The following is a 26,450-nucleotide window of genomic DNA, read 5'->3' as shown; positions in this document are numbered from 1 at the left end:
AGATGTGTTAGAAGTGTCAGATGTCATTGCGGTCAACAGTATTAAAGGACGTTATCACGGCAGCAGTGTATTCGTGGATGTGACCATTGCGGTAGAACCAGACTTAACATTACAAGAAGCGCATGCTATTTGTGACCGAGTTGAAACACATATGCATAGTAAAGGTGTATCTTCGGTTTACGTACATCCAGAACCATATCATCCTGAAGAAGAATCTCATGAAGTGCATCATTCATAAATAGGGTAAACAGTACCTAAGCCATTGCTTAGGTACTGTTTTTATTTGAAGAGATTTAACATCAAGCGACATATGTTCATCATTTTGTTTTTATAGAGTAAAAATGTGACAAATTTTCTATCTTTTCATTTTAAGCTAAAAATTATGAGATGTTGTATAAAAAAGTGGTAAAATATGAGATGAAAAGTGATGTATATCAAATTGAGCGCTTTTCTTAGAAGAAAGGAAGGGTATATATGCCTCAATTAATATTATGCCGACATGGTCAAAGTATTTGGAACGCAGAAAATTTATTTACTGGATGGACAGATGTTGATTTATCTGACCAAGGTAAAGAAGAAGCAACGACTTCAGGTGATCGCTTAAAAGCAGAAGGAATCAAAATTGATGTTGCCTTCACATCCGTATTAAAAAGAGCTATCAAAACAACTTACTATTTACTTGAACGCTCTGATCAATTATTTATTCCAGTTCATAAAACTTGGAGATTAAATGAAAGACACTACGGTGGATTACAAGGTTTAAACAAAGATGCTGCACGTCAAGAATTCGGTGAAGAACAAGTGCATATTTGGCGTCGTTCTTATGACATCGCACCTCCAGAAGCTACAGCAGAACAACGTGAAGCAGATTTAGCTGATCGTAAATACAGTGATTTAGATGCACGTGTTGTACCGACTTCAGAAAGTTTAAAAGATACATTAACACGCGTTATTCCTTATTGGGATGATCAAATTGCGCCTGAACTTTTAACTGGTAAAACAGTATTAGTTTCAGCACACGGTAACTCATTACGTGCGTTAATCAAACATATTGAAGGGGTATCTGATGAAGATATCGTAGGTTATGAAATTAAAACAGGTTCACCTTTAATCTATGAATTAGATGACAACTTGAACTTTGTTTCTAAAAGATATTTATAAAGCAATAGATGAATCATGAAAGGGCAGCGGTTATTTTACCGCTGTTTTTTTCATATATGTAAAAAGCCTGAGCAACCTTGGAAGTAGGGTGCTCAGGCTATAATTTTGCAAATGACCAATCGCGTTTAATAGACTACAACTATTAATTGTCTAGGAATAAAAAGTTAAGGGAATGTTTTTTGAAATACTGTTTATATCCAGCTGCAGAGGTGTGCTTAATGGGTAGAGCACAAATAAGTGTTTGTGAAAAACGTCTTGGACATAAAATCTGTGAAAATTAATGTTAAAGGATCATTTGCAAAGTATATGGAAAACGTTATTTATTATTACGTTTATGTGCCTTGATAATCTTTAACGCACGTTTACGCGTTTTGATATTCGGGCTACTTAAATTACGTCTTGCTGTTGCTAAATCTTGTTTCATTTTCTTTCGCCTCCTAATCGTATTTCCTATTATGCATGATAAATACATGTTTATAAATAGGAGTGATTACGATTTATAAAATTAATTGAGAAACGTTCTCAATATCGTCACATTTTAAATCGGTTAAGTCTGAGTAATTTGTATTGACGGAAGTTATGACTTGACTTAAAATATTAAGTATTCCGATTAGATTGATAAGGATAAAAGGAGAAATGTTATGAAGAAAATTTTGTTAGCAGTATTCACACTAGTTATTGCGGTGGCACTCGCAGCATGCGGCAATGGTTCAAATGATAAAAAGTCATCAGATAAAGATGATAAAACATTTGTAGTTGGGACAGAAGGTACATATGCACCTTTTACTTTCCATGATAAAGAAGGTAAGCTGACTGGCTATGATATCGATGTTACTAAAGCAGTAGCGAAAGAAATGGGTTATAAAGTTAAATTTAAAGAAACACAATGGGACTCAATGTTTGCTGGACTAGATTCAGGTCGTTTTGATGTGATCGCAAACCAAGTCGGTATTAATAAAGAAAGAGAACAAAAATATAAATTCTCGAAACCATACACATTCTCTAAAGGTGTTTTGGTTGTGAACAAAGATAATACAGACATCAAAAGTTTTGATGATGTCAAAGGTAAGAAAATGGCACAAACATTCACATCTAACTTCGGTGAGTTAGCGAAGAAAAAAGGTGCTGAATTAGTAAAAGTAGATGGTTTTAACCAATCTGTAGATTTGATTCAGTCTCATCGTGCAGACGGTACATTTAACGATAATTTATCTTACTTAGACTATATTAAGCAAAAACCTAATGCGAAAATTAAAGTGATTGAAGGCAATGCAGAAAAAAGTAAAACAGCATTCACGTTCTCTAAGAAAACAGATGACAAAACGATCAAAGAAGTTAACAAAGCTTTAGATAAATTAGAGAAAAATGGTGAGTTAGCTAAAATAGGTAAGAAATGGTTTGGTCAAGATGTTTCTAAACCTTAATGCGATTGTGCTAAATGACCAGCAGCAACACGCATGGGACGCAGCACAACAAGCATTCTTGCCGATGCTTGGCGGTTTATTAAAATATTCTATTCCCATTACGCTGGTAACGTTTGTATTAGGTTTACTTATCGCATTGTTTACAGCTTTAATGCGTATTTCTACAAGTAAGATATTGCGTAGTATTGCACGTGTTTATGTTTCAATTATTCGAGGCACACCGATGATTGTACAACTCTTTATCATTTTCTATGGTTTGCCGGAACTTGGCAGATTGATTACGAATAATCCAGATACCCAGTGGACACTGCCTTCAGTTGTGGCTGCGATTATAGGATTATCTTTAAATGTAGGTGCTTATGCATCTGAGATAATTCGTGGTGGTATTATGTCTATTCCGAAAGGTCAGACAGAAGCGGCATATTCAATTGGTATGAATTACAGTCAAACAATCAGACGTATTATTTTGCCTCAAGCAATCAGAGTGTCGGTACCGTCATTAGGTAATACTTTCTTAAATTTATTGAAAGATACATCATTAGTTGGGTTTATCTTAGTAGCTGAAATGTTCAGAAAAGCACAAGAAGTTGCATCAACAACTTATGAATATTTAACAATTTATATTCTGGTTGCTTTAATGTACTGGGTAGTATGTTTTATTATCTCAGTGATTCAGTCATACTATGAAGCTTACTTAGAAAGAGGGTATCGCGCATGATTGAATTAAAAGGAATCAAAAAGGCATTTGGAGATAAAACAGTGATTAAAGGTGTCGACTTAGAAGTCGCTGAAGGTGAAGTTGTAACATTAATCGGACGTTCTGGTTCAGGAAAGACAACTTTATTACGTATGATGAATGCGCTCGAATTACCGACAGAAGGTCAAGTCTTTGTAAATGGTGAAACTTATACGAATGAGGATAAGAAATCACAAATTCGTGTACGTAAACAATCTGGCATGGTATTCCAAAACTATAATTTATTCCCCCATAAAACAGCAGTTGAAAATGTCATGGAAGGCTTGATTGTCGTAAAGAAAATGGCTAAAAGTGAAGCGAAAGCCCGTGCTGAACACTTACTAGAAAAAGTAGGTTTGACGCATGTGAAAGATCAGTATCCTATTGCTTTATCTGGTGGTCAACAACAACGTGTGGCGATTGCGAGAGCATTAGCGATGAACCCTAAAGTGATGTTGTTTGATGAACCGACTTCAGCACTGGATCCAGAGTTAGTGGTTGAAGTCTTACGTGTTATCAAAGAACTTGCTCAAGAAGGTATGACGATGGTTATCGTCACGCATGAAATGAGATTTGCGAAGGAAGTCTCAGATAAAACTGTCTTTATCAATGAAGGTCAGATTGGTGAACAAGGTCCTCCATCTGAGTTGTTTGAACATCCTAAAACAGAAGCATTACAACGCTTCTTAAATGTAATTCAAGAACAATAATAATAGGAAGTCTTCGGTTAATTCATAATCGAAGGCTTTTTATTTTTATTTAAGTCGTTTCAAACTAGAAAGGTGATGCTTTCAGGTGTATGATGAGGTTTGTGAGTATAAAAATAGAGTGAGTAGAAAAAATATAAGACAAGAAGTCGATTCGCATCAAAGAAGTAAAACTCATGAATCGAGGCGTAAATGAAATGAAAAAATGGTTATTATTTATTAGTACTGTTATTTTGGCAGTCATTGTTCAAGGCTGTTCTCAAAAAGATCCTGATTTAGCAGGTAAAGGCGATAAAATTAAAATTGTAGAGTTCGCGGACTATAAATGTCCTTACTGCAAGAAAGTAGAAGACCATATCATGCCGACACTGAAGAAAGATTATATCGATAAAGGTAAAGCTGATTATCAAATGGTTAATGTGGCTTTCTTAGGTAAGGATTCAATTATCGGTTCACGTGCCGGACATGCGGTTAAAATTTATGCGCCGAAACAATATTTAAATTTCCAACAAAAAATCTATACAGAACAACCTGAAACAAAAGATCATAAAAAACCGTGGATTAATGAAAAATTACTAGATGGTCTGATTGATGAACTCAATATCTCAAAACAAACAAAAGCAGAGATTAAAAAAGATTATAAAACCAAAGACAGCAAGTCATATAAAGCAGCTGAAAAAGAAAAAGCTTTAGCGAAAGAGAAAAAGATAGACACAGTACCAGTAGTTTATATTGATGGACAGATTGTAAAAGACCCCTATCAATTTAAAGACTATAAAAAATTACTAGAAGAATAAGTTCAAAAGACAGTTTGTGTGGTGAGGCGTCACGATGCAAACTGTCTTTTTATATTTAATCTGATTTCCTATTCTTGTCTTTAGTATGTGTAAGTGATAAAATACTTTGATATAAAACGTAACGATTACGATTTAAGTTTATATAGAGATTGATAGAGAGATAAGGAAAGGAAGTAATAAATAATGCAACATTACCGTGTAGCAATTATAGGTGCAGGTGCAGCAGGTGTCGGCATGGCAATTGCGTTCCAACAAATAGGTTTAGATGATAATGATATGATTGTGATTGATAAAGGTAAGGTCGGACAATCTTTCTTAAATTGGCCGAAGTCTACAAGAACAATTACCCCTTCATTCACAACAAATGGTTTTGGTATGCCGGACATTAATGCCGTGTCTACTGAAACTTCTCCAGCTTATACATTTAATGAAGAACACGTTTCAGGTGAAACGTACGCAGATTACTTACAAACAGTAGCCCAACACTATGAACTTCCGATACAAGAAGATACTGCCGTTGAAAAAGTTGAGTTTGTCGACGGACATTATGAAATTGAAACAAATCAAGGTTTAATCACAAGTGAATATATCTTTGTAGCGACAGGAGATTTCTCATTTGCGCGTAAACCATTTAAGTATGGTCAGCATTATAGCGAAGTAGAAGACTTTACGAAAATGCCGGGTGATGAATATATCATTATCGGCGGTAATGAAAGTGCCTTTGATGCGGCGATTTGTATGGCTGAACAAGGAAAGCAAGTTTCTATCTATACGCATTCAACAGGTTTAGAAGATGAACATGCTGATCCAAGTATTCGTTTATCACCATATACGCATCAACGCTTACGTAAAGCAGTCCAACAAGGCGCTATGATTGAATTGAATGTGGGTTACACTGCATCTAAAATTTCATTTTCTGATGTAGACCGTAAATATGTGATCCAGTTTAATAATGGTAAGCAAGCAACATCAAAAAATGAACCGATTTTAGCAACTGGTTTTGATGCGACAACGAATCCATTAGTCCAACAACTATTCAGTACACAAGATGGTGACATTGAGTTAACAGATAATGATGAATCAACACGCTATCCAAATGTCTTCTTAATCGGCCCAACTGTACGTCATGCGGATGCGATTTTATGTTATATCTATAAATTCCGTGCACGTTTTGCGGTGCTTGCGACAACAGTGTTAGAAAGAGAAGCATTAGAAATTAATGAGGAAGCGGTTGAAGTTTATAAAAACAATAATATGTATTTAGATGACTACAGCTGCTGTGAAGTGGACTGCTCATGCTAGAAGTTAAATTCAACTTAGCAAACGGGCAAACCACTGATATACCAGATGGCACACATCAGTTGAAGTTGATCGGTTTTAAACATTTAACAACTGCGCAGCAATTTTTGCTGCGCCAGTTTATTACGAAGGAACATATTCACGCTTCACCATATCAAGCGGTCGTTTCAGATAGTACGCAAACACAATACGATATACAGAAATTAAAAGCGTATGTAGAAGCTAGTCGTCAACATCATCCAAAGTTCCATGATACTTTACTAGGTTGGTTAATTATCTTCCTTATGTTTGCTTTACCGATTTATTTGGCGTATCACTTTTCGGATTGGCTTCAAAATCAATATGTTTCCCATTGGATAGAAATGATGACCACGCATGCGCACACATCATTTCAATGGTTGAACCAAGTACTGTACGGTGATTACGGTGTGTTGTCATTAGGTATTTATTCCTTAGTATGGGCATTGCCTGTGGTCGTAATGATTGGAATTTCCACTGCGGTGATTGATCAAACACAATTAAAACAGTTTGTGGTGTGGTCGATTGAACCCACGATGCGTAAAGTAGGGTTGGATGGTCAAGATATTATTCCGGTTTTAGAAGGTTTTGGTTGTAATGCGGCAGCTATTACACAAGCAAATAGTCAATGTAGCGCTTGTACTAAAACAAGCTGTATGAGTATTATCAGTTTTGGTTCATCGTGCAGTTATCAAATTGGTGCGACACTATCTATCTTTAGCGCTGCCCAACATTCATGGTTGTTTGCGCCTTATTTATTGCTCGTCTTTGCAGGGGGTATTCTGCATAATAAATTATGGTATCGTAAACAAAATAGTTTTCATGTAACACCACCGGTGTATCGCAATCAATTGAAGTGGCCGAGGCTAAAACCCTTGCTGAAACAAATTTGGGGTACGATTGAGATGTTCCTGATGCAGGCATTACCGATCTTTATTGGTATCTGTATTGTTGTGAGCTTATTAGCTTTGACACCAATTTTGACGGTGATTTCTACAATCTTCACGCCATTACTTTACTTACTTCATATTCCAGATAGTATGGCACCAGGGATCTTATTCTCAATGATACGAAAAGACGGTATGTTGTTATTTAATTTTGGTAATGGTGCAGTTTTACAATCATTATCACCAGCCAGTTTATTGGTTTTAGTTTTCTTCAGTTCTACATTTTCATCATGTATGGTGACTGTTTCAATGATGGCGAAACATTTAGGTTTAAAACAAGGCGGAGCGATTATTGGTAAACAAATGGTCACATCAATCGTTTTAACATTAGCCATTGCTTTATTAGCAGGTGTTTTAATTTAATTTCTATCTTTAAATGGAAAGAGGCAATTACATGGATATTATTATTATTGGCGGATTTCTAGGCGGCGGTAAGACAACCACTTTAAATCATTTAATTAAAGCTGCACTTCAACAAGAGTTGCAACCTGCTGTGATTATGAATGATTTCGGTCAAGCCAGTGTCGACAGTCAACTGGTTGAAGGTTCAGTACCGATGGACGAAATTATTGAAGGTTGTATCTGTTGTGCGATGAAAGCAGATGTATCAAAACAATTACATCAGATTTATTTAGATTATCAGCCAGATGTAGTTTTTGTGGAATGTAGCGGTATTGCGCATACACAGTCAGTGATAGATGCCTGTTTGACGCCTGTGCTTGCACCTATTTCTACTATCCGCAGTGTGATCGGTGTAGTAGATGCGACATTATATCAACGTGTTGAAAGTTATCCAGGCGATATGCAAAAGCTGTATTATGATCAATTGTCGTATTGCTCACATCTCTTTATCAACAAAATCGATCGATGTGAGCCTGAAGATATTGCCCCTATACTTTCTGATTTAACGATTCTTAATCAAGATGCAGAAATATCTGTCGGCAGTTTTGGTCAATTTGAAACGAGCACAGTCTTTTCTAATGAAGTACAAGTTAAAGCAGAAACTATACCTCAAGCTTGTGACTTAGGTCATGCACATTCTGGTATCGGTCATCGTTATTTTGCGTTTAAACATTCGGTTAAACTTGAAGATTTAGTTAAATGGTTTGAAACTTTACCTCAATCGACATATCGCGCAAAAGGCTTTATACAACTTGCAGAACATCCTCAATTACAATTAGTACAATATGCTGAAGGTCAATTGGAAATAGAACCGATAGATTTACAAAATCAGACAGAACAATATCTTGTAGTTATCGGCAATCAATTAGATAAAATCAAAGTGCCACAGTTTTAAAACGTCACGCTATTCACATCGAATAGCGTGTTTTTTTATTTTAAAGTTAAGGATATCTTAATAGAAATCGGGTAGGCGAAAAATAGAACGAAAATATTTAGACAAAACTGTTGATATATTAAATATATGTGGTATACTAAGTATACAAATAAAAATTGGAGGTTTGTTTTATGACTAAATTTACTTTTGACGCAGCACATTCATCTGTAGCTTTCCAAGTGAAACACTTAATGGTTTCTAAAGTGAAAGGTGCATTCGATCAATTTAACGTAGAACTATCAGGTGATTTAAACGATTTCAGCACACTTAAAGGTGAAGCAACAATCGATGTAAAATCAATCAACACTAACCAAGAAGACAGAGACAACCACTTACGCACAAATGATTTCTTCGCAGCGGATGAGCACCCAGAAATCAAATTCGTAATCAAAGAAGCTTCTGAAGACAAAGTAACAGGAGACTTAACAATCAAAGGCGAAACACATGAAGAAACTTTCGATGTTGACTTTGAAGGCGTAAGTAAAAACCCATTAAACGATACTAACGTAGCTGGATTCACAGTTTCAGGTAAAGTTGACCGTGAAAAATACGGTATGACATTCAACCAAACATTAGAAACTGGCGGCGTATTAATCGGTAAAGACGTTAAATTCGAAGCTGACGTAGAATTTATCGTAGAAGACTAATCTTTTCCTACTCACTGGAATATGGCGGAATGCTGTATTCCAGTTTTTTTATGCGCATTTTTTGCTTTTGAAATGGTATGATATGCCTGTTATTTGGGAAAAGATTATCAAGACATTCAAATCAACATTAAAGGAAGTGTAAATGTGACAGTCACAAGAGAAGGTAATGAAATTATCGGCAAGCGTACATTTGATGCGCCGATACAACAGGTATTCAATGCTTATACTACAAAAGAAAAATTTGAACAATGGTTCTTTCCTAAAGGGGGGGAGATACAAGTCTTTGAATTTAATCCAAAAGCAGGTGGAAAGAATTTCTTTAAAATAACGATGCCAGACGCTCAAAGTTATACTGTACAACACTATGAAATGATAGAAGCTCCAAGCAAAATTATTTATCGTGATTATTTCGCAGATGAAAAAGGTCATGTGGATACAAAAATGCATGGTATGCGTGTGGAAATCTATTTAACATCACAAGGAACTCATCAGACAGAAGTACGTTCTGTGTCAGTGATGCCTTCAGAAGAAGCAGCGAAACAACTAATGGAAATGGGTGTCGAACAAGGTATGGAGAGTACATTGGATCAGTTAGAAGAACTCCTGAAACAGTGATAGGGGATTCCCCGATTTCTGCGCTAAGTGATATTCAATCTCATTTGAAAGTGCTAAACTATAATTGTTAACATAAAAGAGGTGAGATGAATGAACGAGCGTTACGTAAAAGTTGTGATTCTTTACGTTATCAGTACATTACTTCCATCCTTAATTTTCCCATCAAAATGCGTTTCAAATAGCGGATTGAAATGGACATTAAGAACAATCGCAGGCTGTGGTATCTTCTCAGCTGGCTTAAAATGGATGGTTAAACGTAAAACACAAAAACAAGCTAAATAATTGATATGGAAATACTGGAGCGTTTTTGTTCCAGTATTTTTTCTTTTCTAATTTCCCATAATTTCAAAGAAACATTTACATAATTTTAAAATTGATTGGTCTGAACAGATTATTTAAATATTAGATATAGGAAGATTTAAATAAAGGGTAGGCATCGGCTTAAATTAATAATATACTAGATACATCTTGATTAGATTATGGGAGGGAAAGTTTTTTATGGTTATGCAAAATCATAAAACGGTTGAAGATACATATACTTCACGCGAAACGATGGATAGCGTAGTCAGTTCATCACAAATGAAATCAGTAATGTTAAGCAAAACCCCTGCACGTTACTTTTTAAAATCTATGATGTCAGGTTTCTTATTATCAATTGTGGCAGTATTTATGCTTGCGATGAAAACACAACACACTGGTTTAAATGAAGGAACAATCAACTTTATCGGAGCTGTTTCATTCAGTTTAGCCTTAGTATTAATTGTATTAACGAATTCAGAACTTTTGACGAGTAACTTTATGTATATGACTGCTGGTGCGTATTATAAATCAGTACCAATCGGTAAAATCTTATGGCTGTTTTTCGTATGTTTCCTAGGAAACATTGTCGGAGGCTTTGTGTTATTCGGTTTAATGAAATTCACAAGCGTTATGACTCCAGAAATGGTTAAAGCGTTGACAGGTATTGTCGATAAGAAAACAATCCTTGGCACTTGGGATGGTATTTTAGTGAAAGCCATCTTCGCAAACTTCTTTATCAATATCGGTATTTACGTATCTATGCAGTTTAAAGACGGCTTATCAAAAGGCTTCTTTATCGCATGTGGTGTTGTAGTCTTCGTATTCATGGGCTATGAACACGTTGTTTACAACGCTAACTTATTCTCAGGTATGATGTTCTACAATATCGGCGCATTAGCTTGGTTAGATGTCTTAAAAAATATTGTTTTCGCATTTATCGGAAACTATATCGGCGGCGGTATTTTCGTAGGTCTGCTTTATGCATTCTTTAACGGAAAACGTAATCACTACTTAGATCAACAAAAATAATAAAAGAATATGCAGCAGATGATGTAATGTTTTTTAATTTTTTATGTTTTCACATATAAATAGTTGAATACGTCAGGGAATCCCCTCAAGATAGAGCTAAGGGGATTCCCTATTTTTATATTAATTATGTGAATGCATTCACATTAACTCAAAATTTAAGGTACAATGCAATTAAAGGGGGGAAATGCATATGACACAAACCATTGTCGTTATGCATGGAATGAGACGTGGCAAACAAAATCAATTATTGATGGAGGAGCTTGACAGTGTTGCACAACAAATAGAAGGCACATTTGATGTTGCGTTTATCGAGAGTGATGAACTTTCATTACCTCAGGTAATACGTAAACATTTATGGGAGGGTGAAACTTCCTTTGTGATTGTGCCGCTTTTATTATTTTCTGGCAGACATTACTTACAAGATTTGCCTGAAGTGATGCGTCAGATGCAACTGATGTTTCCAAGTATTACGTATGAAATACGTCAGCCCCTTTGCGACCATCCAAGTTTAACTAAATGGATCAATCAACGTATCGAAGCATGGCCAGATGCACATACACCTGGTTCCGCAATTGTTTTGATTGGGCACGGCAGTCCGATTGTGACAGAGCCTGATGCTGAAATCGATGATATTGCGACACGAATTACTACAGATTTACCGGTCTACACCATGATGTTTTATGGGGATAAACAATTTGAGGGGTTACTCCCTGAAATAAAAGAGGATTATGACCAAATCTATGTGATTCCAATTTTCTTTTATGATGGTTTCTTGGTCAATAAGATTAAGAAAAAAATCGAGAAAATAAAAGGAGAATCCAATATTACAATCGCTTCAGCGTTGAATTTTGAACCGGAGTTAGATGAGATGTTAATTGATAGATTGAATCAGAAAGAGGCGGTTTGATATGTATCCTATACAACTGGATTTGTCAAAGAAACATGCAGTATTAGTCGGCGGAGGCAGAATCGGATACCGTAAGTTTAAACAACTGGCAAAAGCCAATTGCGGAGATGTTACAGTTATTTCCAAATCTTTTTTGCCAGAATTTTTTGAAGAGTCTTACCCCAATATGAAATTAATCACAAAAGACTATGCGAAGGAAGATATTGAAAACGCAGATGTCGTGATTATCGCAACAGACTCACCAGAAATCAACGATCAGATCAAGAAAGATACTAAACCGACACAGTTGGTTAACCATACAGGGGATAAAGAACGATCTGACTTTTTTAATATGAAAGAATTTGAGTTTGAAGATTTATCCATCAGTGTCCGTTCAAATGGCGGAGATTATAAAAAAGCGAAACATGTGGCACAAGCGATTCAACAATTTTTAGCTGAAGAATACGGGAGGGAATAAGGATGCCAAAAACTAAGTTAGTCATGATCGGTAACGGTATGGCCGGCGTCAGAACAATTGAAGAGATTTTAGAGAGAGACAAAGATAAATATGAAATCACAATTATAGGGAAAGAACCTTATCCAAACTATAACCGCATTATGTTATCAAACATTTTGCAAAAGAAAATGTCGGTTGATGAAACAATCATGAATCCTTACTCATGGTATGAGGAAAATAACATTTCACTTATTACAGGAGAACGTGCGACACGCGTTAATCGTGAACAAAAATTAGTGGAAACTGAATCAGGACAAGAGATTCCATATGATATTTGTATCTTTGCGACAGGTTCAAATGCGTTTGTCTTACCGATTCCAGGTCATGAATTACCAAGTGTAATCGGATGGCGTACGATTGAAGACACAGAACGTATGATTGAAATTGCGCAAACGAAAAAAGAAGCAATCGTTATCGGTGGCGGCTTGCTTGGCTTGGAATGTGCAAGAGGTTTACTTGACCAAGGTATGAACGTTACTGTTGTTCACTTAGCTGAATGGTTAATGGAAATGCAGTTAGACCGTCAAGCAGGTGAAATGTTACGTGAAGACTTAGAAAAACAAGGCATGCGCTTTGAATTAGGTGCGAATACAAAAGAAATTCTAGGTGAAAACGACGTTGAAGGTATCCGTTTAGCAGACGGCAGAGAATTACCAGCTGACTTAGTTGTTATGGCTGTTGGTATTCGTCCATTTGTTCAAGAAGCGAAAGACTCTGGTCTAGATGTAGAACGCGGTATTGTTGTGGATGACTTCATGCGTACAAGTGATGAAAACATTTACGCAGTAGGTGAATGTGCGCAACATAACGGCAAAGTTTATGGTTTAGTCGCTCCTTTATATGAACAAGGTAAAGTATTAGCTGACTACTTAACTGACCGTGATACAGACGGCTATAAAGGTTCAACAACATTCACATCATTGAAAGTATCAGGCTGTGACTTATACAGTGCGGGTCAAATTCAAGAAGATGAAGAAGTTGAAGGTGTTGAAATCTACAACAGTCAAGATCATATCTATAAAAAAATCTTCTTAAAAGGTGAACGTGTTGTAGGTGCGGTATTATACGGTGATACAGATGATGGTACGCGTTTCTTCAATATGATGAAAAAACGTGAATCTATCGAAGACTACACATTAGTTTCATTATTAAGCAAAGCTGGCGAAGAAGAAGGTTTATCTGTTGCGGACATGGATAATGAAGAAACAATCTGTGGCTGTAATGGTGTAACTAAAGGTACAATCGTCAATGCGATTGTAGAAGATGGTTTAACATCTGTTGCGGAAGTGACTAAAGCTACAAAAGCAGGTAACTCTTGTGGTAAATGTAAACCGCAAATTGGTGAATTATTAGAACATACATTAGGCGGCGCGTTTGTCGCATCAAGACCTGCTGGTATTTGTGAGTGTACAGATTTAACACGTGATCAAATCGTGACTCAAATCCGTGCTAAAGGTCTGAAAACATCTAAAGAAGTACGTAATGTGCTTGGATGGAAAACTGAAGGCGGTTGTCCTAAGTGCCGTCCAGCAGTCAACTACTACTTAAATATGATTTATCCAAATGAACACGAAGATGAAAAAGCATCTCGTTTCGCAAACGAACGTTACCACGCAAACATCCAAAATGACGGTACATTCTCAGTTATCCCACAAATGCGTGGTGGTGTGACTAACCCTGATCAATTAATCCGTTTAGGTGAAGTTGCGAAGAAATATGATGTACCTCTAGTTAAAGTAACAGGTTCACAACGTATTGGGTTATATGGTATTAAGAAAGAAGACTTACCGAAAGTATGGAAAGATTTAGGCATGCGTTCAGCATCAGCATACGCGAAGAAAACACGTTCTGTTAAGAGCTGTGTCGGTAAAGAATTCTGTCGTTTCGGTACACAATATACAACACGTCTTGGTATCCGCTTAGAGAAAACATTCGAATATATCGATACACCGCACAAATTCAAAATGGGTGTATCTGGTTGTCCAAGAAGCTGTGTAGAATCAGGCGTAAAAGACTTCGGTGTTATCGGTGTAGAAAATGGATTCCAAATCTATGTCGGCGGTAACGGCGGTACTGAAGTTGTGAAAGGTCAATTCTTAACTACAGTAGAAACTGAAGATGATGTAATCAAACTATGCGGCGCGTACATGCAGTATTACCGTGAAACAGGTATTTATACTGAACGTACAGCACCTTGGTTAGAAAGAATGGGCTTCGATGTGGTTAAAGAATATGTCTTAAACCCTGAAAACCAAGATGCATTATATGAGCGTATCATGGAAGCAAAACGTGCAGTTGAACAAGAGCCATGGTCTGAAATTGTAAATGATCGCGAAGATCAAAAAATCTTTGAAGTAGAGAAGGTGTAAGTATGCATACGTTAGAAAAAATTAAAGTAGCGGCGTTAGATGACTTAACACCCTTAATCGGTAAAAAAGTCATTGTGAAAGATAAACAAATTGGATTGTTCTTAACAGAAGACGGTACAATTCATGCGATTAATAATGTGTGTCCGCATAAACAAGGGCCATTATCTGAAGGGACAGTAGCAGGTCATACTGTATTCTGTCCGCTTCACGACTCTCAAATCGACCTAAAAACGGGTCTTGTCCAAGACCCTGATGAAGGTTGCGTTGAGGTCTATACAGTAGAAGTTGAAGATGGAGATGTGTATTTATGGCTGTAAGCACGACCGGGCATGTGTACTTGGTCGGTGCTGGGCCAGGGAATCCTAATTTATTGACACGTAAAGCAGAACATTTAATCCGTACTGCGGATATTGTCCTTTACGATCGATTAGTTAATCCCTTTATCTTGCAACTCGCACCTCCTGGTATTGAAATTGTCGATGTAGGTAAAAAGCCGTACAGCCGACATATTCAACAAGGTGAAATCAATGACATCATTGTAGATTCAGCATACAAACATCAAAGGGTCGTTCGTCTAAAGGGAGGCGACCCTGCGATTTTTGGGCGTGTACAAGAAGAAGTGGAAACTTTAAAAGGACATGATATTCCTTGTGAAATTGTTCCAGGGATTACGACAGCCAGTGCAGCATCAGCTGTTTTAGGTATTGGTTTAACAAGTCGTAACGTCTCTAAGAGTGTGACATTCACAACTGGAAGCTTTAAAGATTCAAAAGAAGAAGAAATTGATATTGCTTCATTGATTGATGGCGGAACTTTAGCTATTTACATGGGTATCAAGCGTCTGCATAAGATTATTGAACAAATTTATCGACAAGTCGGCAAAGATTACCCGATTTGTGCCATTTTCAACGTTTCTTATGCGAATCAAGTGATTATTCGCGGACATCTGTCTACGATTGAAGAAGATGTACGAGATGCTGCACCTGAAGATGCACCAGGTATTTTACTAGTCGGAGATGCGATGGGCTTAACAGAAGGTGCCACATATATTGAGTCTGATCACTTGCCTGAGTATTTCGGTAAACAATGTATCGTTACAGGTGAGAGAGAAGCGGCTATTGAAAAAGCATTTGAAATTTATGATGCTGGCGGTTGGGCCATGATTGATCCGAATAGCGGAGACACTTATCATCAAAGTCAATTAGATTTAATCTACCGCTTTATGCAGATGGATGACATTACAGAAATTGTGAAAGCATAGAAAAAATATCTTAAGTATAAGCAGTGCCACTTACTAAGAGGGTGCTGCTTTTTTGTGTTGTTCAAAAAACATAGGGAATCCCCTCTAGGTTATAGGTGAATCCCTAATACATCTTACATAATAGAAATCGTACAATAAGAGTAAGTTGAAAAAATAGTAAACAGTATTTACGAAGTTAACAGCCTAGTGAGCAAAGTAATTGAGATGAGAGGATGTTAGAGATGGCAAAATTTGGATTAAACTTCTTTAAGCCGACTGAAAGATTTAATGGTAATTGGTCTGTTTTACAAGATAAAAGTAGAGAATGGGAAAAAATGTATCGTGAACGTTGGAGTCACGATAAAGTAGTCAGAACAACTCATGGGGTGAACTGTACAGGTTCATGTTCTTGGAAAGTATTCGTCAAAAACGGTGTCATTACTTGGGAGAACCAACAAATCGACTACCCAAGCTGCGGTCCAGACATGCCGGAATTCGAACCGCGTGGATGTCCTCGTGGTGCTTCATTCTCTTGGTATGAATACAGCCCGCTTCGCGTACGCTACCCATACATCAGAGGGAAATTATGGGAACTTTGGACAACAGCATTAGAAGAAAATGAAGGTAATATGATTAAAGCTTGGGCTTCTATCGTTGAAGACAAAGAAAAAGCAGATATTTATAAAAGTGCACGTGGTAAAGGTGGACACATCCGTGTCGCATGGAAAGATGTTTTACAACTGATTGCAGCACAACTTCTTTACACAATCAAAAAAGACGGTCCTGACCGTATCGCAGGCTTCACACCGATTCCAGCGATGTCAATGATCAGTTATGCATCAGGTGCACGTTTCATCAACCTATTAGGTGGAGAAATGTTAAGTTTCTATGATTGGTATGCCGATTTACCACCAGCGTCACCGCAAATCTGGGGTGAACAAACAGACGTACCTGAATCAAGTGACTGGTACAACTCAAGCTACATCATTATGTGGGGTTCAAACGTACCGTTAACACGTACACCAGATGCTCACTTTATGACAGAAGTTCGTTATAAAGGAACAAAAGTGGTTTCAGTTGCACCTGACTATGCTGAAAACGTGAAATTCGCTGACAACTGGTTAGCACCAAACCCTGGTTCAGACGCAGCGATTGCACAAGGTATGACACACGTTATCTTGCAAAAATATTACGTAGATGAACCTTCTGAAATGTTCGTTAACTACGCTAAACAATATACAGATATGCCATTCTTAATCATGTTCGATAAACATGAAGATGGCTTCAAAGCAGGTCGTTTCTTACGTGCAAGCGACTTAGGTATGGAATCAGAAAACAACGAATGGAAACCTGTTGTATTTGATAAAGAATCAAGTCAAATTATCGTACCTAACGGCACAATGGGCCAACGTTGGGAAGAAGGCAAGCAATGGAACTTGAAGCTTGAAAATGAAGATGGTTCTAAAATCGATCCAGCGTTAACAGTAGCTGACGATGAACACGAAATTAAAATTATAAAATTCCCTTACTTCGATAACGCTGGCAACAGCATTTTCGAACGTCCGATTGCAGCACGTAAAGTAACATTAGCAAACGGCGAAACAACATATGTGGCGACTGTTTTCGACTTAATGACAAGTCAATACGGTGTACGTCGTTTCGGACATGAATTAGAAGCAAAAGGTTATGATGATGCGGATACAGAATACACACCAGCATGGCAAGAAAAAGTAACAGGTGTGAAACAAAAAGTAGTCACTCAAGTTGCTGAAGAGTTTGCCCAAAACGCAATTGATACAGGTGGCCGCTCAATGATTATCATGGGTGCAGGTATCAACCACTGGTTCAACTCAGACACAATTTATCGTGCAGTCTTAAACTTAGTTATGCTGTGCGGTTGTCAAGGTGTAAACGGCGGCGGCTGGGCACACTATGTAGGACAAGAAAAATGTCGTCCGATTGAAGGCTGGAGCACAATTGCCTTCGCGAAAGACTGGCAAGGTCCGCCACGTTTACAAAATGGTACAAGCTGGTTCTACTTCACAACAGACCAATGGAAATATGAAGAGTCTGGTGTCGATAAATTAGCATCACCATTAGCAGAAAATATTAAACACCAACATCCAGCTGACTATAACGTAACAGCTGCACGTTTAGGATGGCTACCGTCTTATCCGCAGTTCGATACAAACAGCTTGAAGTTCGGTGAAGAAGCAAGAGATGCTGGAGAGTTCAACAACGAAGCAATTTTAAAACGTGCTGTTGACTCTGTGAAAAATCGCGAAACGAAATTTGCGATTGAAGATCCGGATTTACGTAAGAACCATCCGAAATCATTATTTATCTGGCGTTCAAACTTATTATCAAGTTCAGCAAAAGGACAAGAGTACTTCATGAAACATATGTTAGGAACAAGTTCTGGATTACTTGCTGAAGCAAACGAAACAGATAAACCTGAAGAAATGATCTGGCGTGATGAAGTACAAGGTAAATTAGACTTGATTGTTGCATTAGATTTCCGTATGACTTCAACACCATTAAAAGCAGATATCGTCTTACCAGCTGCAACTTGGTATGAAAAACACGACTTATCATCAACAGATATGCACCCATTCGTTCACCCATTCAATCCAGCGATTGACCCATTATGGGAATCACGTTCAGACTGGGATATCTTCAAATCATTAAGTAAGACATTCTCTGATTTAGCGAAAGTGCATATGCCAGGTACATTCAAAGATGTGGTGACTTCACCATTAGCGCATGACTCTAAACAAGAGATTGCGACACCTTACGGTAAAGTTAAAGACTGGACAAAAGGCGAAGTTGAAGCGATTCCTGGTAAAACAATGCCTGGCTTCTCAGTTGTAGACCGTAACTATACAGAAATCTATGACAAATTCATTTCTGTCGGACCTTTACTAGAAAATGCGAAGTTAGGTGCGCACGGTGTCAGCTTCCCAGTTAAAAAACAATACGAAGAAGCTAAAGATATCGTTGGTACATGGAATGACGATACAGTGAAAAACGGCTTGCCACGTATTGATACAGCAAGACGTGCTGCAGATGTCATCTTAAATATTTCATCAGCAACAAACGGTGAGTTATCTCAAGCGTCATATAAAGACTTAGAAGATAAAACAGGTATGCCTTTAACAGATATTTCTAGTGACCGCAGTGCTGAAAAGATTACATTCTTAAACATTACATCACAACCACGTGAAGTGATTCCGACTGCAGTATTCTCTGGTTCAAATAAAGGTAAGAAACGTTATTCGCCATTCACAACAAACATTGAACGTTTAGTACCGTTCAGAACATTGACTGGACGTCAAAGTTACTATTTAGATCATGAAATCTTCCAGCAATTCGGTGAAAGCTTACCGGTTTATAAACCGACATTACCACCGATGGTCTTCGGTACAAAAGATAAGAAAGTCATCGGCGGTCAAGATAACTTAGTCTTAAGATATTTAACACCGCATGGTAAATGGAATATTCACTCAACATACCAAGATAACCAACACATGTTGACGTTATTCCGTGGTGGTCCGGTTGTTTGGATTTCTAAGGAAGATGCAGAAGCACACGATATTAACGATAACGATTGGTTAGAAGTATATAACCGTAACGGTGTTGTTACAGCAAGAGCCGTTACATCACACAGAATGCCGAAAGGAACAATGTTTATGTACCACGCACAAGATAAACATATCCAAACACCGGGTTCTGAAATTACAGGAATGCGCGGCGGTTCACATAACGCACCGACTCGTATTCACTTGAAACCTACGCAAGTAGTTGGGGGCTATGCCCAAATCAGCTATAGCTTTAACTATTATGGTCCAATTGGTAACCAAAGAGATGTTTATGTAGCAGTGAGAAAGATGAAGGAGGTAGATTGGCTTGAAGATTAAAGCACAAGTAGCCATGGTATTGAACTTAGACAAATGTATCGGGTGTCACACATGTAGTGTCACTTGTAAGAACACTTGGACAAACCGTCCGGGTGCAGAATATATTTGGTTTAATAACGTAGAAACGAAACCAGGTGTCGGTTATCCGAAACGCTGGGAAGACCAAGAGAAATATAAAGGTGGATGGACACTGAACAAGAAAGGCAAATTAGACCTTAAAGCGGGCAGCCGCTGGTCTAAGATTGCTTTCGGTAAAATCTTCTACAACCCAGATATGCCAGTCATTAAAGATTACTACGAGCCTTGGACTTACAACTACGAACATCTGACAACTGCAAAAGCAGGCAAACATTCTCCAGTTGCGACTGCACACTCAGTCATTTCTGGTGACAAAATGGATTTACATTGGGGTCCTAACTGGGAAGATGACTTAGCAGGCGGACACGTAACTGGGCCAGAAGATCCGAACATCCAACGTATTGAAGAAAAAATCCAATTCGACTTTGACCAAACATTCATGATGTATTTACCACGTTTATGTGAACACTGCTTAAACCCAAGCTGTGTAGCATCATGTCCATCAGGTGCAATGTACAAACGTGACGAAGATGGTATCGTGCTTGTTGACCAAGAAGCTTGTCGTGGATGGCGTTACTGTATGACAGGATGCCCATACAAAAAAGTTTACTTCAACTGGAAAACTAACAAAGCTGAAAAATGTACTTTCTGTTTCCCACGTGTTGAAGCTGGTTTACCAACAGTATGTTCAGAAACTTGTACTGGCCGTATGCGTTATTTAGGTGTATTACTGTATGACGCTGACCGTGTACATGAAGTTGCATCAACTGAAAATGAACAAGATTTATACGAAAAACAATGTGATTTATTCTTAAATCCATATGATGAAGAAGTTATTGAACAAGCGTTAAAAGACGGCGTATCAATGGAATGGATCGAAGCTGCACAAAACTCACCAGTTTATAAATTGGCAATCGAGTACAAATTAGCTTTCCCATTACACCCTGAATACCGTACATTACCAATGGTTTGGTATTGCCCACCATTAAGCCCAATCATGAACTACTTCGAAGGTAAAGATTCAATCAAGAACCCAGATGCAATCTTCCCTGCAATTGAAGAAATGCGTTTACCGATTGAATACCTTGCAAGCTTATTGACTGCTGGTGATACAAAAGCAGTTAAAGAAGCATTACAACGTATGGCAATGATGAGAAGTTACATGCGTGCACAAGTGACAGGTAAAGACTTCGATTTAGATCGTTTAGACCGTCTTGGTTTAACAGAACGTCAAACTAAAGATATGTATCGTTTATTAGCGATTGCGAAATATGAAGATCGTTTCGTAATCCCAACATCTCACAAAGAACAATATATGGACACTTATGCTGCACAAGGCAGTCAAGGTTATGAATTCAGCGATAACACAATCGGCGGAAGCGGTTGTGACGGCTGTGGCGCACCAGTAGCAATGAAACCGGGACAAACTGGACAAGAAGCTTATAACGAAAGCTTCTATGGAGGGATTTTCCGTGATTAACCTGAATAACTTTTATAAATATCAAGAGTCAATCGGTTATTTTGCGCAACAATTGAACTTTCCAGAAAAGTTAACTTTCCATCCTAAGACATTTGAAGATGTTTTCGATAGTCACCATCCAGCATATGCTGAGATGGTGGAATATCGTGAACGTATTCTAAGTTATCCGTTGACTGAAATTAAACAACTGTATACAGATACATTTGATTTTAATAAAGAAGCACCGCTGTATATGACTTACAATAAATTTGATACGCAGAAAGAACGCGGACAAATGTTAGCGAAACTCAAAGTACTCTATGAAATGTTCGGACTCGATATGGTCGATAATGAACTTTCAGACTTCTTACCGTTAATGCTTGAATTCTTATACGCTGCACAATGGCAAAACGATGATCGTGCAGAAGGCAATATCGAATTCATTATTATGGTAATTGAAGATGGAACATTTGCGATGCTGAATCAATTAAGAGAAATGGATAGTCCGTATGCACCTTTAATTAAAGGCTTAAGAGAAACACTCAAATTATGTTTACAACCAAGTGAAGAGGTGACACCGCATGCTTAATCAATTTTTGTGGGTCATATACCCATATTTATGTATCGCTATTTTTATTCTCGGTCATATTGCCCGCTTTAGATATGACCAATTCTCTTGGACAGCAAAGTCCAGTGAATTTATTGAAAAGAAACGTTTGAAATGGGGCAGTTTATTATTCCACTTAGGGATTATCCCGGTAGCAATCGGACACTTTGTGGGTTTAGTAATCCCGCCATCATGGATCAGCGCAATGGGAGTCAGCCATGAGATGTACCATTTCGGGGCTGTATATATCGGTAGTATTTTTGGTATAATAACATTAATTGGAATGTTTTTATTAACGTCACGCCGTGTATCAGTTAAGAATATCAGACATCTTAGTTCTGCATCAGATATGGTTGTAAACTTTTTCTTGTTGATTCTTGTATTTATGGGGTGCTATGCAACGTTAGTAACAAATGCGGTTATGCCAGATTTTGATTATAGATCATCAATTTCTGTATGGTTCAGACAATTATTCACATTTGGACCAGATGCAAATTTAATGACAGATGTGCCATGGTCATTTAAACTTCATGTATTACTTGGTTTTGGTATCTTTGCGTTATGGCCATTCACAAGATTGGTTCATGTGTGGAGTGTACCATTGACTTATGCGAGCAGAAGTTACATTATTTACCGCAGAAACAAAGTCAAACATAGATAGGAGGAGACAATTTGAATAGTGTAGTTGCGACGGGTTACTTTAACTATCAAGCTGCTTTGGAAGAAATCAGAGAAGAAGAACAGTTTGATTTTGCGGCGATTGCTTTGCCTGAAGATGACTCACATAGTGCAGTCATCAAATGGAGACATGCGTCAGGCAATCTCAATAACCGCTATCAGCTGATTGTCTTGCGCCCTGGCAAGGGGTTGGCTGGTCTTGTTATCCGAACTGGCTCTAGAATGATTATCGATGATGTCAATACTGTGCTGAGTCCAAACGACAAGCTCAGTTATCCGATTGTTTTAAGTGAATCACTGACAGCAATGGTTGCCATTCCTTTATGGCATGATAATCGTGTGTATGGCGCATTGTTGCTAGGTCAACGTAATGGGCGTCCATTGCCTGAAGGCAGTGAAGAGATTCGCATTAATCACAGGTTAGGGAGTTTTAGAGATGAAATCAATTGATAACCGTGAAAAATTACAAGAATTATTGACCAAGTATTATTTAAATACCAATGAAAAAATGGTGTTTTTAAATAAGGAAGGTCAAGTGATCGCGTTGAATGAAGCGGCGGAAGAGGTCTTTTCTGAAGAAAATGACTATAGTCAAATGACGAATGCGATTTGCAGAAGATGCGAAGGTTATTCAAATGAGTTTGATATTATGTCATGTGAAAACTGTTTCTTAGAAGCGTTAGAAATCGGCAAAGGCAGCTTCCAAGTCTTTATGCGCACACGAGACAATAAAATTGAACCATACACTGCTTCATACGAAATCATCGATACAGCCAATGAAATCTATGCATTTACACTACACAATGTTTCTCCTCAGATTGAACGACAAGATAAACGTTATCAGCGTTTGATGATGCAAAAAACAATTTCAGCACAAGAAAATGAACGTAAGCGGATTTCCAGAGAATTACATGATGGTATTGTCCAAGAATTGATTAATGTAGACGTTGAATTACGTTTATTAAAGTATCAACAAGATAAAGATGAAATGGTTGATAATTCTAAGCGTATTGAAGGCATTATGTCACGTTTAATCGATGATGTCCGTAATTTATCTGTAGAGCTGCGCCCATCTTCATTAGATGACTTAGGACTAGACGCTGCTTTCCGCTCTTACTTTAAACAGTTCGAAAAGAACTATGGTGTGCATATTGCGTATCATACTGATTTTTCGGCACAACGTTTTGACAGCGAAATCGAAACGGTAGTTTATCGTGTGGTACAAGAAGCATTATTCAATGCGCTGAAATATGCACAAGTAGACACAGTTTACGTTTCCTTACACTTAGGAGAAGCGTCCATTATCGCTGAAGTGAGCGATCACGGTACAGGATTCAATATAGGTGATAAAGCCAAAGGAACCGGCCTAGGATTATTCGGCATGAATGAACGTGCTGAATTAGTCAATGGTTCGGTTAATATTGATTCACAAGTGGGACGTGGTACAATAGTGACGTTAGAAGTTCCAATAACTGATAAACGATAGGAGACTTGATGTTGAGAATTGTTATTGCAGATGATCACGCAGTGGTGAGAACGGGCTTCTCTATGATCTTGAATTTCCAAGAGGATATGGAAGTCGTAGATACTGCTGCTGAGGGTGTTGAAGCATACCAAAAAGTGATGCAGCATCGCCCTGACGTGTTAATTATGGATTTAAGCATGCCGCCAGGGGAGTCAGGTTTGATTGCGACAAGTAAAATTATGGAAAGTTTTCCTGAAACAAAAATACTTATTTTAACGATGTATGATGATGATGAATATCTGTTCCATGTCTTAAGAAATGGCGCGAAAGGCTATATTTTAAAGAACGCACCAGATGAACAATTAATTTCAGCTGTGCGTACGGTTTATCGCGGCGACACTTATATTGACCCTAAAATGACGACATCATTGGTCAATGAATTTGTGAATAATTCTGATCAAGATGGCAAAAATACGAATGATCCGTTTCGTATTTTATCTAAACGCGAGTTAGAAGTATTGCCTTTAATTGCCAAAGGTTATGGAAATAAAGACATCGCAGAAAAATTATTTATTTCAGTGAAAACTGTAGAAGCACATAAAACACATATTATGCAGAAGTTAGAATTAAAATCTAAACCAGAATTAGTGGAGTATGCCTTAAAGAAAAAATTGCTTGATTTTTAAAATAGGAATGACATTGAACTCATCAAAATAGATGAGTTCTTTTTTAATTTAAAGTCGAACAATTTGAATAGTATGTGACTAATATGTGAAAAAATTGTGATGAAAAAAGCCTTTAACATGCTGATTTTAACTAAAATAGAGGGATTAGGGAAAAGCCGAATGTTTTAAGGGAATGCCCTTATGTTCAATAATTCACCTAAATAATACACTATTAAGTGTAAGCAGTATCCTTAACTGATGAATAAAATAACTTCGACTCAAAAAACACATCAGGAGGATACTGCTGCTCTTATTAAATATGATATGAAAATGTAATGTTAGGGTGAAAAAAATGAACAAATCTAGAGGCGGTTTACAGTTAACCATCCAAACGTTGAGTTTGGTTGCCGGCTTCATGGTATGGAGTATCATTGCACCATTGATGCCGCTGATTTCAGAAGACATTAAAATTACGAGCGGACAAGTTTCAATTGTACTCGCAATACCAGTTATTTTAGGATCTATTCTTCGTATCCCATTCGGTTATTTAACAAACGTTATTGGCGCAAAATGGGTCTTCTTCGCAAGTTTTATTATTCTATTAGTACCTATCTTTTTATTAAGTTCAGCAACATCAGTTAACATGTTAATGATTGCAGGCTTCTTCTTAGGGGTAGCAGGTGCGACTTTCTCAGTTGGGGTAACGTCATTACCTAAATATTTCCCTAAAGAAAAAGTTGGTTTAGCGAATGGTATTTACGGTATGGGTAACTTAGGGACAGCCGTATCTTCATTCTTAGCACCACCATTAGCAGGTGTTATCGGTTGGCAATCAACAGTGAGATTATACTTAATCTTAATGGCAGTATTCGCAATCATAATGTTCTTCTTAGGAGATGCTAAAGAACCTAAAGTTAAGGTTCCATTTGTAGCACAAGCGAAAGACTTATTAAAAGACTTACGTTTATATTACTTAAGCTTATGGTATTTCATTACGTTCGGTTCTTTCGTAGCATTTGGTATCTTCTTACCTAAATACTTAGTTGATCATTTCAATTTGACTTCAGTAGACGCAGGAATCAGAGCAGGGGTCTTTATCGCAATTGCGACATTACTTAGACCGCTTGGTGGTATCATCGGGGACAAAATTGATGCGGTGATGGCATTAAAAGTCGACTTTATTATTATGATTATCGGTGCTGTCTTATTAGGTATTTCTGATGGTATCTTATTATTTACAATCGGATGCTTAACAATCAGTGCATGTGCAGGTATCGGTAACGGTTTAGTATTCAAATTAGTACCGCATTACTTCCACAAAGAAGCAGGTGTCGCAAACGGTATCGTATCAATGATGGGTGGTCTTGGAGGATTCTTCCCACCATTAGTGATTACGTATGTGACAAGCTTAACAGGAACAAGCCACTTAGCTTTCATCTTCTTAGCATTATTCGGAGTGATTGCGTTTATCACAATGTGGCATTTAGGCAAGAGAAACCGTTCGCTTGCAGCTAAATAAGAACGGTATGGATGAATGAACATGTAAATATTGA

27 protein-coding genes are annotated in these 26,450 nt (G+C 37.5%); 26 read left to right on the top strand and 1 reads right to left on the bottom strand.

The genetic code is table 11. The features are described from left to right. Nucleotides 1–238, top strand: a 238-nt coding sequence (locus HMPREF3031_RS08505) for a cation transporter dimerization domain-containing protein (protein ID WP_306806851.1), incomplete at its 5' end; no start/stop codon positions are given. Nucleotides 239–474: 236 nt separating this feature from the next. Beyond that, nucleotides 475–1,161 (top strand): 2,3-diphosphoglycerate-dependent phosphoglycerate mutase, encoded by a 687-nt coding sequence (locus tag HMPREF3031_RS08500; RefSeq protein ID WP_002479750.1) that lies wholly within the window; start codon nt 475–477, stop codon nt 1,159–1,161. Between the two features lie 316 nt (nt 1,162–1,477). On the opposite strand, the gene HMPREF3031_RS13280 is transcribed toward HMPREF3031_RS08500, so the two are convergent. Further along, a complete protein-coding gene (locus HMPREF3031_RS13280) occupies nt 1,478–1,585 on the bottom strand; it encodes a putative metal homeostasis protein (RefSeq protein ID WP_002479749.1) in 108 nt (35 codons plus the stop codon). Nucleotides 1,586–1,802: 217 nt separating this feature from the next. On the opposite strand from HMPREF3031_RS13280, the gene HMPREF3031_RS08495 reads away from it, so the two are divergent. The 24 genes from HMPREF3031_RS08495 to HMPREF3031_RS08380 all read left to right on the top strand — a co-directional run bounded on the left by HMPREF3031_RS08495 (nt 1,803) and on the right by HMPREF3031_RS08380 (nt 26,416). Next, the gene (locus HMPREF3031_RS08495) at nt 1,803–2,585 is read left to right on the top strand and encodes an amino acid ABC transporter substrate-binding protein (RefSeq protein WP_002479748.1); all 783 of its coding nucleotides are present in this window, start codon (nt 1,803–1,805) and stop codon (nt 2,583–2,585) included. After that, nucleotides 2,569–3,303, top strand: coding sequence for an amino acid ABC transporter permease (locus tag HMPREF3031_RS08490; RefSeq protein ID WP_023015074.1), 735 nt, complete (start codon nt 2,569–2,571; stop codon nt 3,301–3,303). Before HMPREF3031_RS08495 ends, HMPREF3031_RS08490 begins: the two co-directional genes overlap by 17 nt. Continuing rightward, nucleotides 3,300–4,031 carry an amino acid ABC transporter ATP-binding protein gene (locus HMPREF3031_RS08485; RefSeq protein WP_002479746.1) on the top strand — a complete coding sequence of 244 codons (732 nt, stop codon included), beginning with the start codon at nt 3,300–3,302 and terminating at the stop codon, nt 4,029–4,031. Before HMPREF3031_RS08490 ends, HMPREF3031_RS08485 begins: the two co-directional genes overlap by 4 nt. 194 nt (nt 4,032–4,225) lie before the next feature. Then, nucleotides 4,226–4,825: a DsbA family protein gene (locus HMPREF3031_RS08480; protein WP_070724818.1), complete on the top strand. Its 600-nt coding sequence runs from the start codon at nt 4,226–4,228 to the stop codon at nt 4,823–4,825. A 183-nt stretch (nt 4,826–5,008) separates the two neighbouring features. Further along, complete coding sequence (locus tag HMPREF3031_RS08475; RefSeq protein ID WP_002479744.1) at nt 5,009–6,127, top strand: NAD(P)/FAD-dependent oxidoreductase; 1,119 nt, start codon at nt 5,009–5,011, stop codon at nt 6,125–6,127. Then, nucleotides 6,121–7,452, top strand: coding sequence for a nucleoside recognition domain-containing protein (locus HMPREF3031_RS08470; RefSeq protein ID WP_002479743.1), 1,332 nt, complete (start codon nt 6,121–6,123; stop codon nt 7,450–7,452). Before HMPREF3031_RS08475 ends, HMPREF3031_RS08470 begins: the two co-directional genes overlap by 7 nt. A 31-nt stretch (nt 7,453–7,483) precedes the next feature. Further along, nucleotides 7,484–8,386 (top strand): CobW family GTP-binding protein, encoded by a 903-nt coding sequence (locus HMPREF3031_RS08465; RefSeq protein ID WP_002479742.1) that lies wholly within the window; start codon nt 7,484–7,486, stop codon nt 8,384–8,386. A gap of 170 nt (nt 8,387–8,556) precedes the next feature. Beyond that, nucleotides 8,557–9,072 carry a YceI family protein gene (locus HMPREF3031_RS08460; protein ID WP_002479741.1) on the top strand — a complete coding sequence of 172 codons (516 nt, stop codon included), beginning with the start codon at nt 8,557–8,559 and terminating at the stop codon, nt 9,070–9,072. Between the two features lie 144 nt (nt 9,073–9,216). Then, nucleotides 9,217–9,687, top strand: coding sequence for an SRPBCC family protein (locus HMPREF3031_RS08455; RefSeq protein WP_002479740.1), 471 nt, complete (start codon nt 9,217–9,219; stop codon nt 9,685–9,687). A gap of 90 nt (nt 9,688–9,777) precedes the next feature. Then, nucleotides 9,778–9,969 (top strand): hypothetical protein, encoded by a 192-nt coding sequence (locus tag HMPREF3031_RS08450; protein WP_002479739.1) that lies wholly within the window; start codon nt 9,778–9,780, stop codon nt 9,967–9,969. Nucleotides 9,970–10,185: 216 nt separating this feature from the next. Further along, nucleotides 10,186–11,016, top strand: coding sequence for a formate/nitrite transporter family protein (locus HMPREF3031_RS08445; RefSeq protein WP_002479738.1), 831 nt, complete (start codon nt 10,186–10,188; stop codon nt 11,014–11,016). 190 nt (nt 11,017–11,206) lie between these two features. Then, entirely contained in the window at nt 11,207–11,923 is a 717-nt protein-coding gene (locus HMPREF3031_RS08440; RefSeq protein WP_002479737.1) for a sirohydrochlorin chelatase, read from the top strand. A 1-nt stretch (nt 11,924) separates the two neighbouring features. Then, nucleotides 11,925–12,380: a precorrin-2 dehydrogenase/sirohydrochlorin ferrochelatase family protein gene (locus tag HMPREF3031_RS08435; protein WP_002479736.1), complete on the top strand. Its 456-nt coding sequence runs from the start codon at nt 11,925–11,927 to the stop codon at nt 12,378–12,380. Nucleotides 12,381–12,382: 2 nt separating this feature from the next. Next, complete coding sequence (nirB, locus tag HMPREF3031_RS08430; RefSeq protein ID WP_002479735.1) at nt 12,383–14,788, top strand: nitrite reductase large subunit NirB; 2,406 nt, start codon at nt 12,383–12,385, stop codon at nt 14,786–14,788. 2 nt (nt 14,789–14,790) lie between these two features. Beyond that, the gene (gene nirD / locus HMPREF3031_RS08425) at nt 14,791–15,105 is read left to right on the top strand and encodes a nitrite reductase small subunit NirD (RefSeq protein WP_002479734.1); all 315 of its coding nucleotides are present in this window, start codon (nt 14,791–14,793) and stop codon (nt 15,103–15,105) included. Then, a complete protein-coding gene (gene cobA / locus HMPREF3031_RS08420; RefSeq protein WP_002479733.1) occupies nt 15,096–16,049 on the top strand; it encodes a uroporphyrinogen-III C-methyltransferase in 954 nt (317 codons plus the stop codon). The genes nirD and cobA overlap by 10 nt, the downstream gene beginning before the upstream one ends. A 221-nt stretch (nt 16,050–16,270) precedes the next feature. Further along, nucleotides 16,271–19,945 (top strand): nitrate reductase subunit alpha, encoded by a 3,675-nt coding sequence (locus HMPREF3031_RS08415; protein WP_070724817.1) that lies wholly within the window; start codon nt 16,271–16,273, stop codon nt 19,943–19,945. Continuing rightward, nucleotides 19,935–21,503 carry a nitrate reductase subunit beta gene (gene narH / locus HMPREF3031_RS08410; RefSeq protein ID WP_002479731.1) on the top strand — a complete coding sequence of 523 codons (1,569 nt, stop codon included), beginning with the start codon at nt 19,935–19,937 and terminating at the stop codon, nt 21,501–21,503. Before HMPREF3031_RS08415 ends, narH begins: the two co-directional genes overlap by 11 nt. Further along, entirely contained in the window at nt 21,496–22,071 is a 576-nt protein-coding gene (locus tag HMPREF3031_RS08405; protein ID WP_002479730.1) for a nitrate reductase molybdenum cofactor assembly chaperone, read from the top strand. Before narH ends, HMPREF3031_RS08405 begins: the two co-directional genes overlap by 8 nt. Beyond that, nucleotides 22,064–22,750: a respiratory nitrate reductase subunit gamma gene (narI, locus tag HMPREF3031_RS08400; protein WP_002479729.1), complete on the top strand. Its 687-nt coding sequence runs from the start codon at nt 22,064–22,066 to the stop codon at nt 22,748–22,750. The genes HMPREF3031_RS08405 and narI overlap by 8 nt, the downstream gene beginning before the upstream one ends. 11 nt (nt 22,751–22,761) lie before the next feature. Further along, a complete protein-coding gene (gene nreA, locus HMPREF3031_RS08395) occupies nt 22,762–23,217 on the top strand; it encodes a nitrate respiration regulation accessory nitrate sensor NreA (protein WP_002479728.1) in 456 nt (151 codons plus the stop codon). Continuing rightward, nucleotides 23,204–24,253: a nitrate respiration regulation sensor histidine kinase NreB gene (gene nreB / locus HMPREF3031_RS08390; protein WP_002479727.1), complete on the top strand. Its 1,050-nt coding sequence runs from the start codon at nt 23,204–23,206 to the stop codon at nt 24,251–24,253. The genes nreA and nreB overlap by 14 nt, the downstream gene beginning before the upstream one ends. Before the next feature lie 11 nt (nt 24,254–24,264). Then, on the top strand, nt 24,265–24,918 hold the full coding sequence (nreC, locus tag HMPREF3031_RS08385) for a nitrate respiration regulation response regulator NreC (RefSeq protein ID WP_031262458.1): 654 nt from the start codon (nt 24,265–24,267) through the stop codon (nt 24,916–24,918). 331 nt (nt 24,919–25,249) lie between these two features. Next, nucleotides 25,250–26,416 carry a nitrate/nitrite transporter gene (locus HMPREF3031_RS08380; RefSeq protein WP_002479725.1) on the top strand — a complete coding sequence of 389 codons (1,167 nt, stop codon included), beginning with the start codon at nt 25,250–25,252 and terminating at the stop codon, nt 26,414–26,416. Nucleotides 26,417–26,450: the final 34 nt, after the last annotated feature.

The organism is Staphylococcus sp. HMSC072B07, assembly GCF_001815505.1.
Classification (GTDB): domain Bacteria; phylum Bacillota; class Bacilli; order Staphylococcales; family Staphylococcaceae; genus Staphylococcus; species Staphylococcus simulans.
Note: the sequence above shows the minus strand (reverse complement) of the source record. Positions and strands in the feature narration are given on the sequence as shown.

Bases quoted from the DNA above. Each gene is read 5' to 3' on its own strand.
- HMPREF3031_RS08500 (WP_002479750.1), top strand. From the start codon at position 475: ATGCCTCAATTAATATTATGCCGACATGGTCAAAGTATTTGGAACGCA.
- HMPREF3031_RS13280 (WP_002479749.1), bottom strand. From the start codon at position 1,585: ATGAAACAAGATTTAGCAACAGCAAGACGTAATTTAAGTAGCCCGAAT.
- HMPREF3031_RS08495 (WP_002479748.1), top strand. From the start codon at position 1,803: ATGAAGAAAATTTTGTTAGCAGTATTCACACTAGTTATTGCGGTGGCA.
- HMPREF3031_RS08490 (WP_023015074.1), top strand. From the start codon at position 2,569: ATGTTTCTAAACCTTAATGCGATTGTGCTAAATGACCAGCAGCAACAC.
- HMPREF3031_RS08485 (WP_002479746.1), top strand. From the start codon at position 3,300: ATGATTGAATTAAAAGGAATCAAAAAGGCATTTGGAGATAAAACAGTG.
- HMPREF3031_RS08480 (WP_070724818.1), top strand. From the start codon at position 4,226: ATGAAAAAATGGTTATTATTTATTAGTACTGTTATTTTGGCAGTCATT.
- HMPREF3031_RS08475 (WP_002479744.1), top strand. From the start codon at position 5,009: ATGCAACATTACCGTGTAGCAATTATAGGTGCAGGTGCAGCAGGTGTC.
- HMPREF3031_RS08470 (WP_002479743.1), top strand. From the start codon at position 6,121: ATGCTAGAAGTTAAATTCAACTTAGCAAACGGGCAAACCACTGATATA.
- HMPREF3031_RS08465 (WP_002479742.1), top strand. From the start codon at position 7,484: ATGGATATTATTATTATTGGCGGATTTCTAGGCGGCGGTAAGACAACC.
- HMPREF3031_RS08460 (WP_002479741.1), top strand. From the start codon at position 8,557: ATGACTAAATTTACTTTTGACGCAGCACATTCATCTGTAGCTTTCCAA.
- HMPREF3031_RS08450 (WP_002479739.1), top strand. From the start codon at position 9,778: ATGAACGAGCGTTACGTAAAAGTTGTGATTCTTTACGTTATCAGTACA.
- HMPREF3031_RS08445 (WP_002479738.1), top strand. From the start codon at position 10,186: ATGGTTATGCAAAATCATAAAACGGTTGAAGATACATATACTTCACGC.
- HMPREF3031_RS08440 (WP_002479737.1), top strand. From the start codon at position 11,207: ATGACACAAACCATTGTCGTTATGCATGGAATGAGACGTGGCAAACAA.
- HMPREF3031_RS08435 (WP_002479736.1), top strand. From the start codon at position 11,925: ATGTATCCTATACAACTGGATTTGTCAAAGAAACATGCAGTATTAGTC.
- nirB (WP_002479735.1), top strand. From the start codon at position 12,383: ATGCCAAAAACTAAGTTAGTCATGATCGGTAACGGTATGGCCGGCGTC.
- nirD (WP_002479734.1), top strand. From the start codon at position 14,791: ATGCATACGTTAGAAAAAATTAAAGTAGCGGCGTTAGATGACTTAACA.
- cobA (WP_002479733.1), top strand. From the start codon at position 15,096: ATGGCTGTAAGCACGACCGGGCATGTGTACTTGGTCGGTGCTGGGCCA.
- HMPREF3031_RS08415 (WP_070724817.1), top strand. From the start codon at position 16,271: ATGGCAAAATTTGGATTAAACTTCTTTAAGCCGACTGAAAGATTTAAT.
- narI (WP_002479729.1), top strand. From the start codon at position 22,064: ATGCTTAATCAATTTTTGTGGGTCATATACCCATATTTATGTATCGCT.
- nreB (WP_002479727.1), top strand. From the start codon at position 23,204: ATGAAATCAATTGATAACCGTGAAAAATTACAAGAATTATTGACCAAG.
- HMPREF3031_RS08380 (WP_002479725.1), top strand. From the start codon at position 25,250: ATGAACAAATCTAGAGGCGGTTTACAGTTAACCATCCAAACGTTGAGT.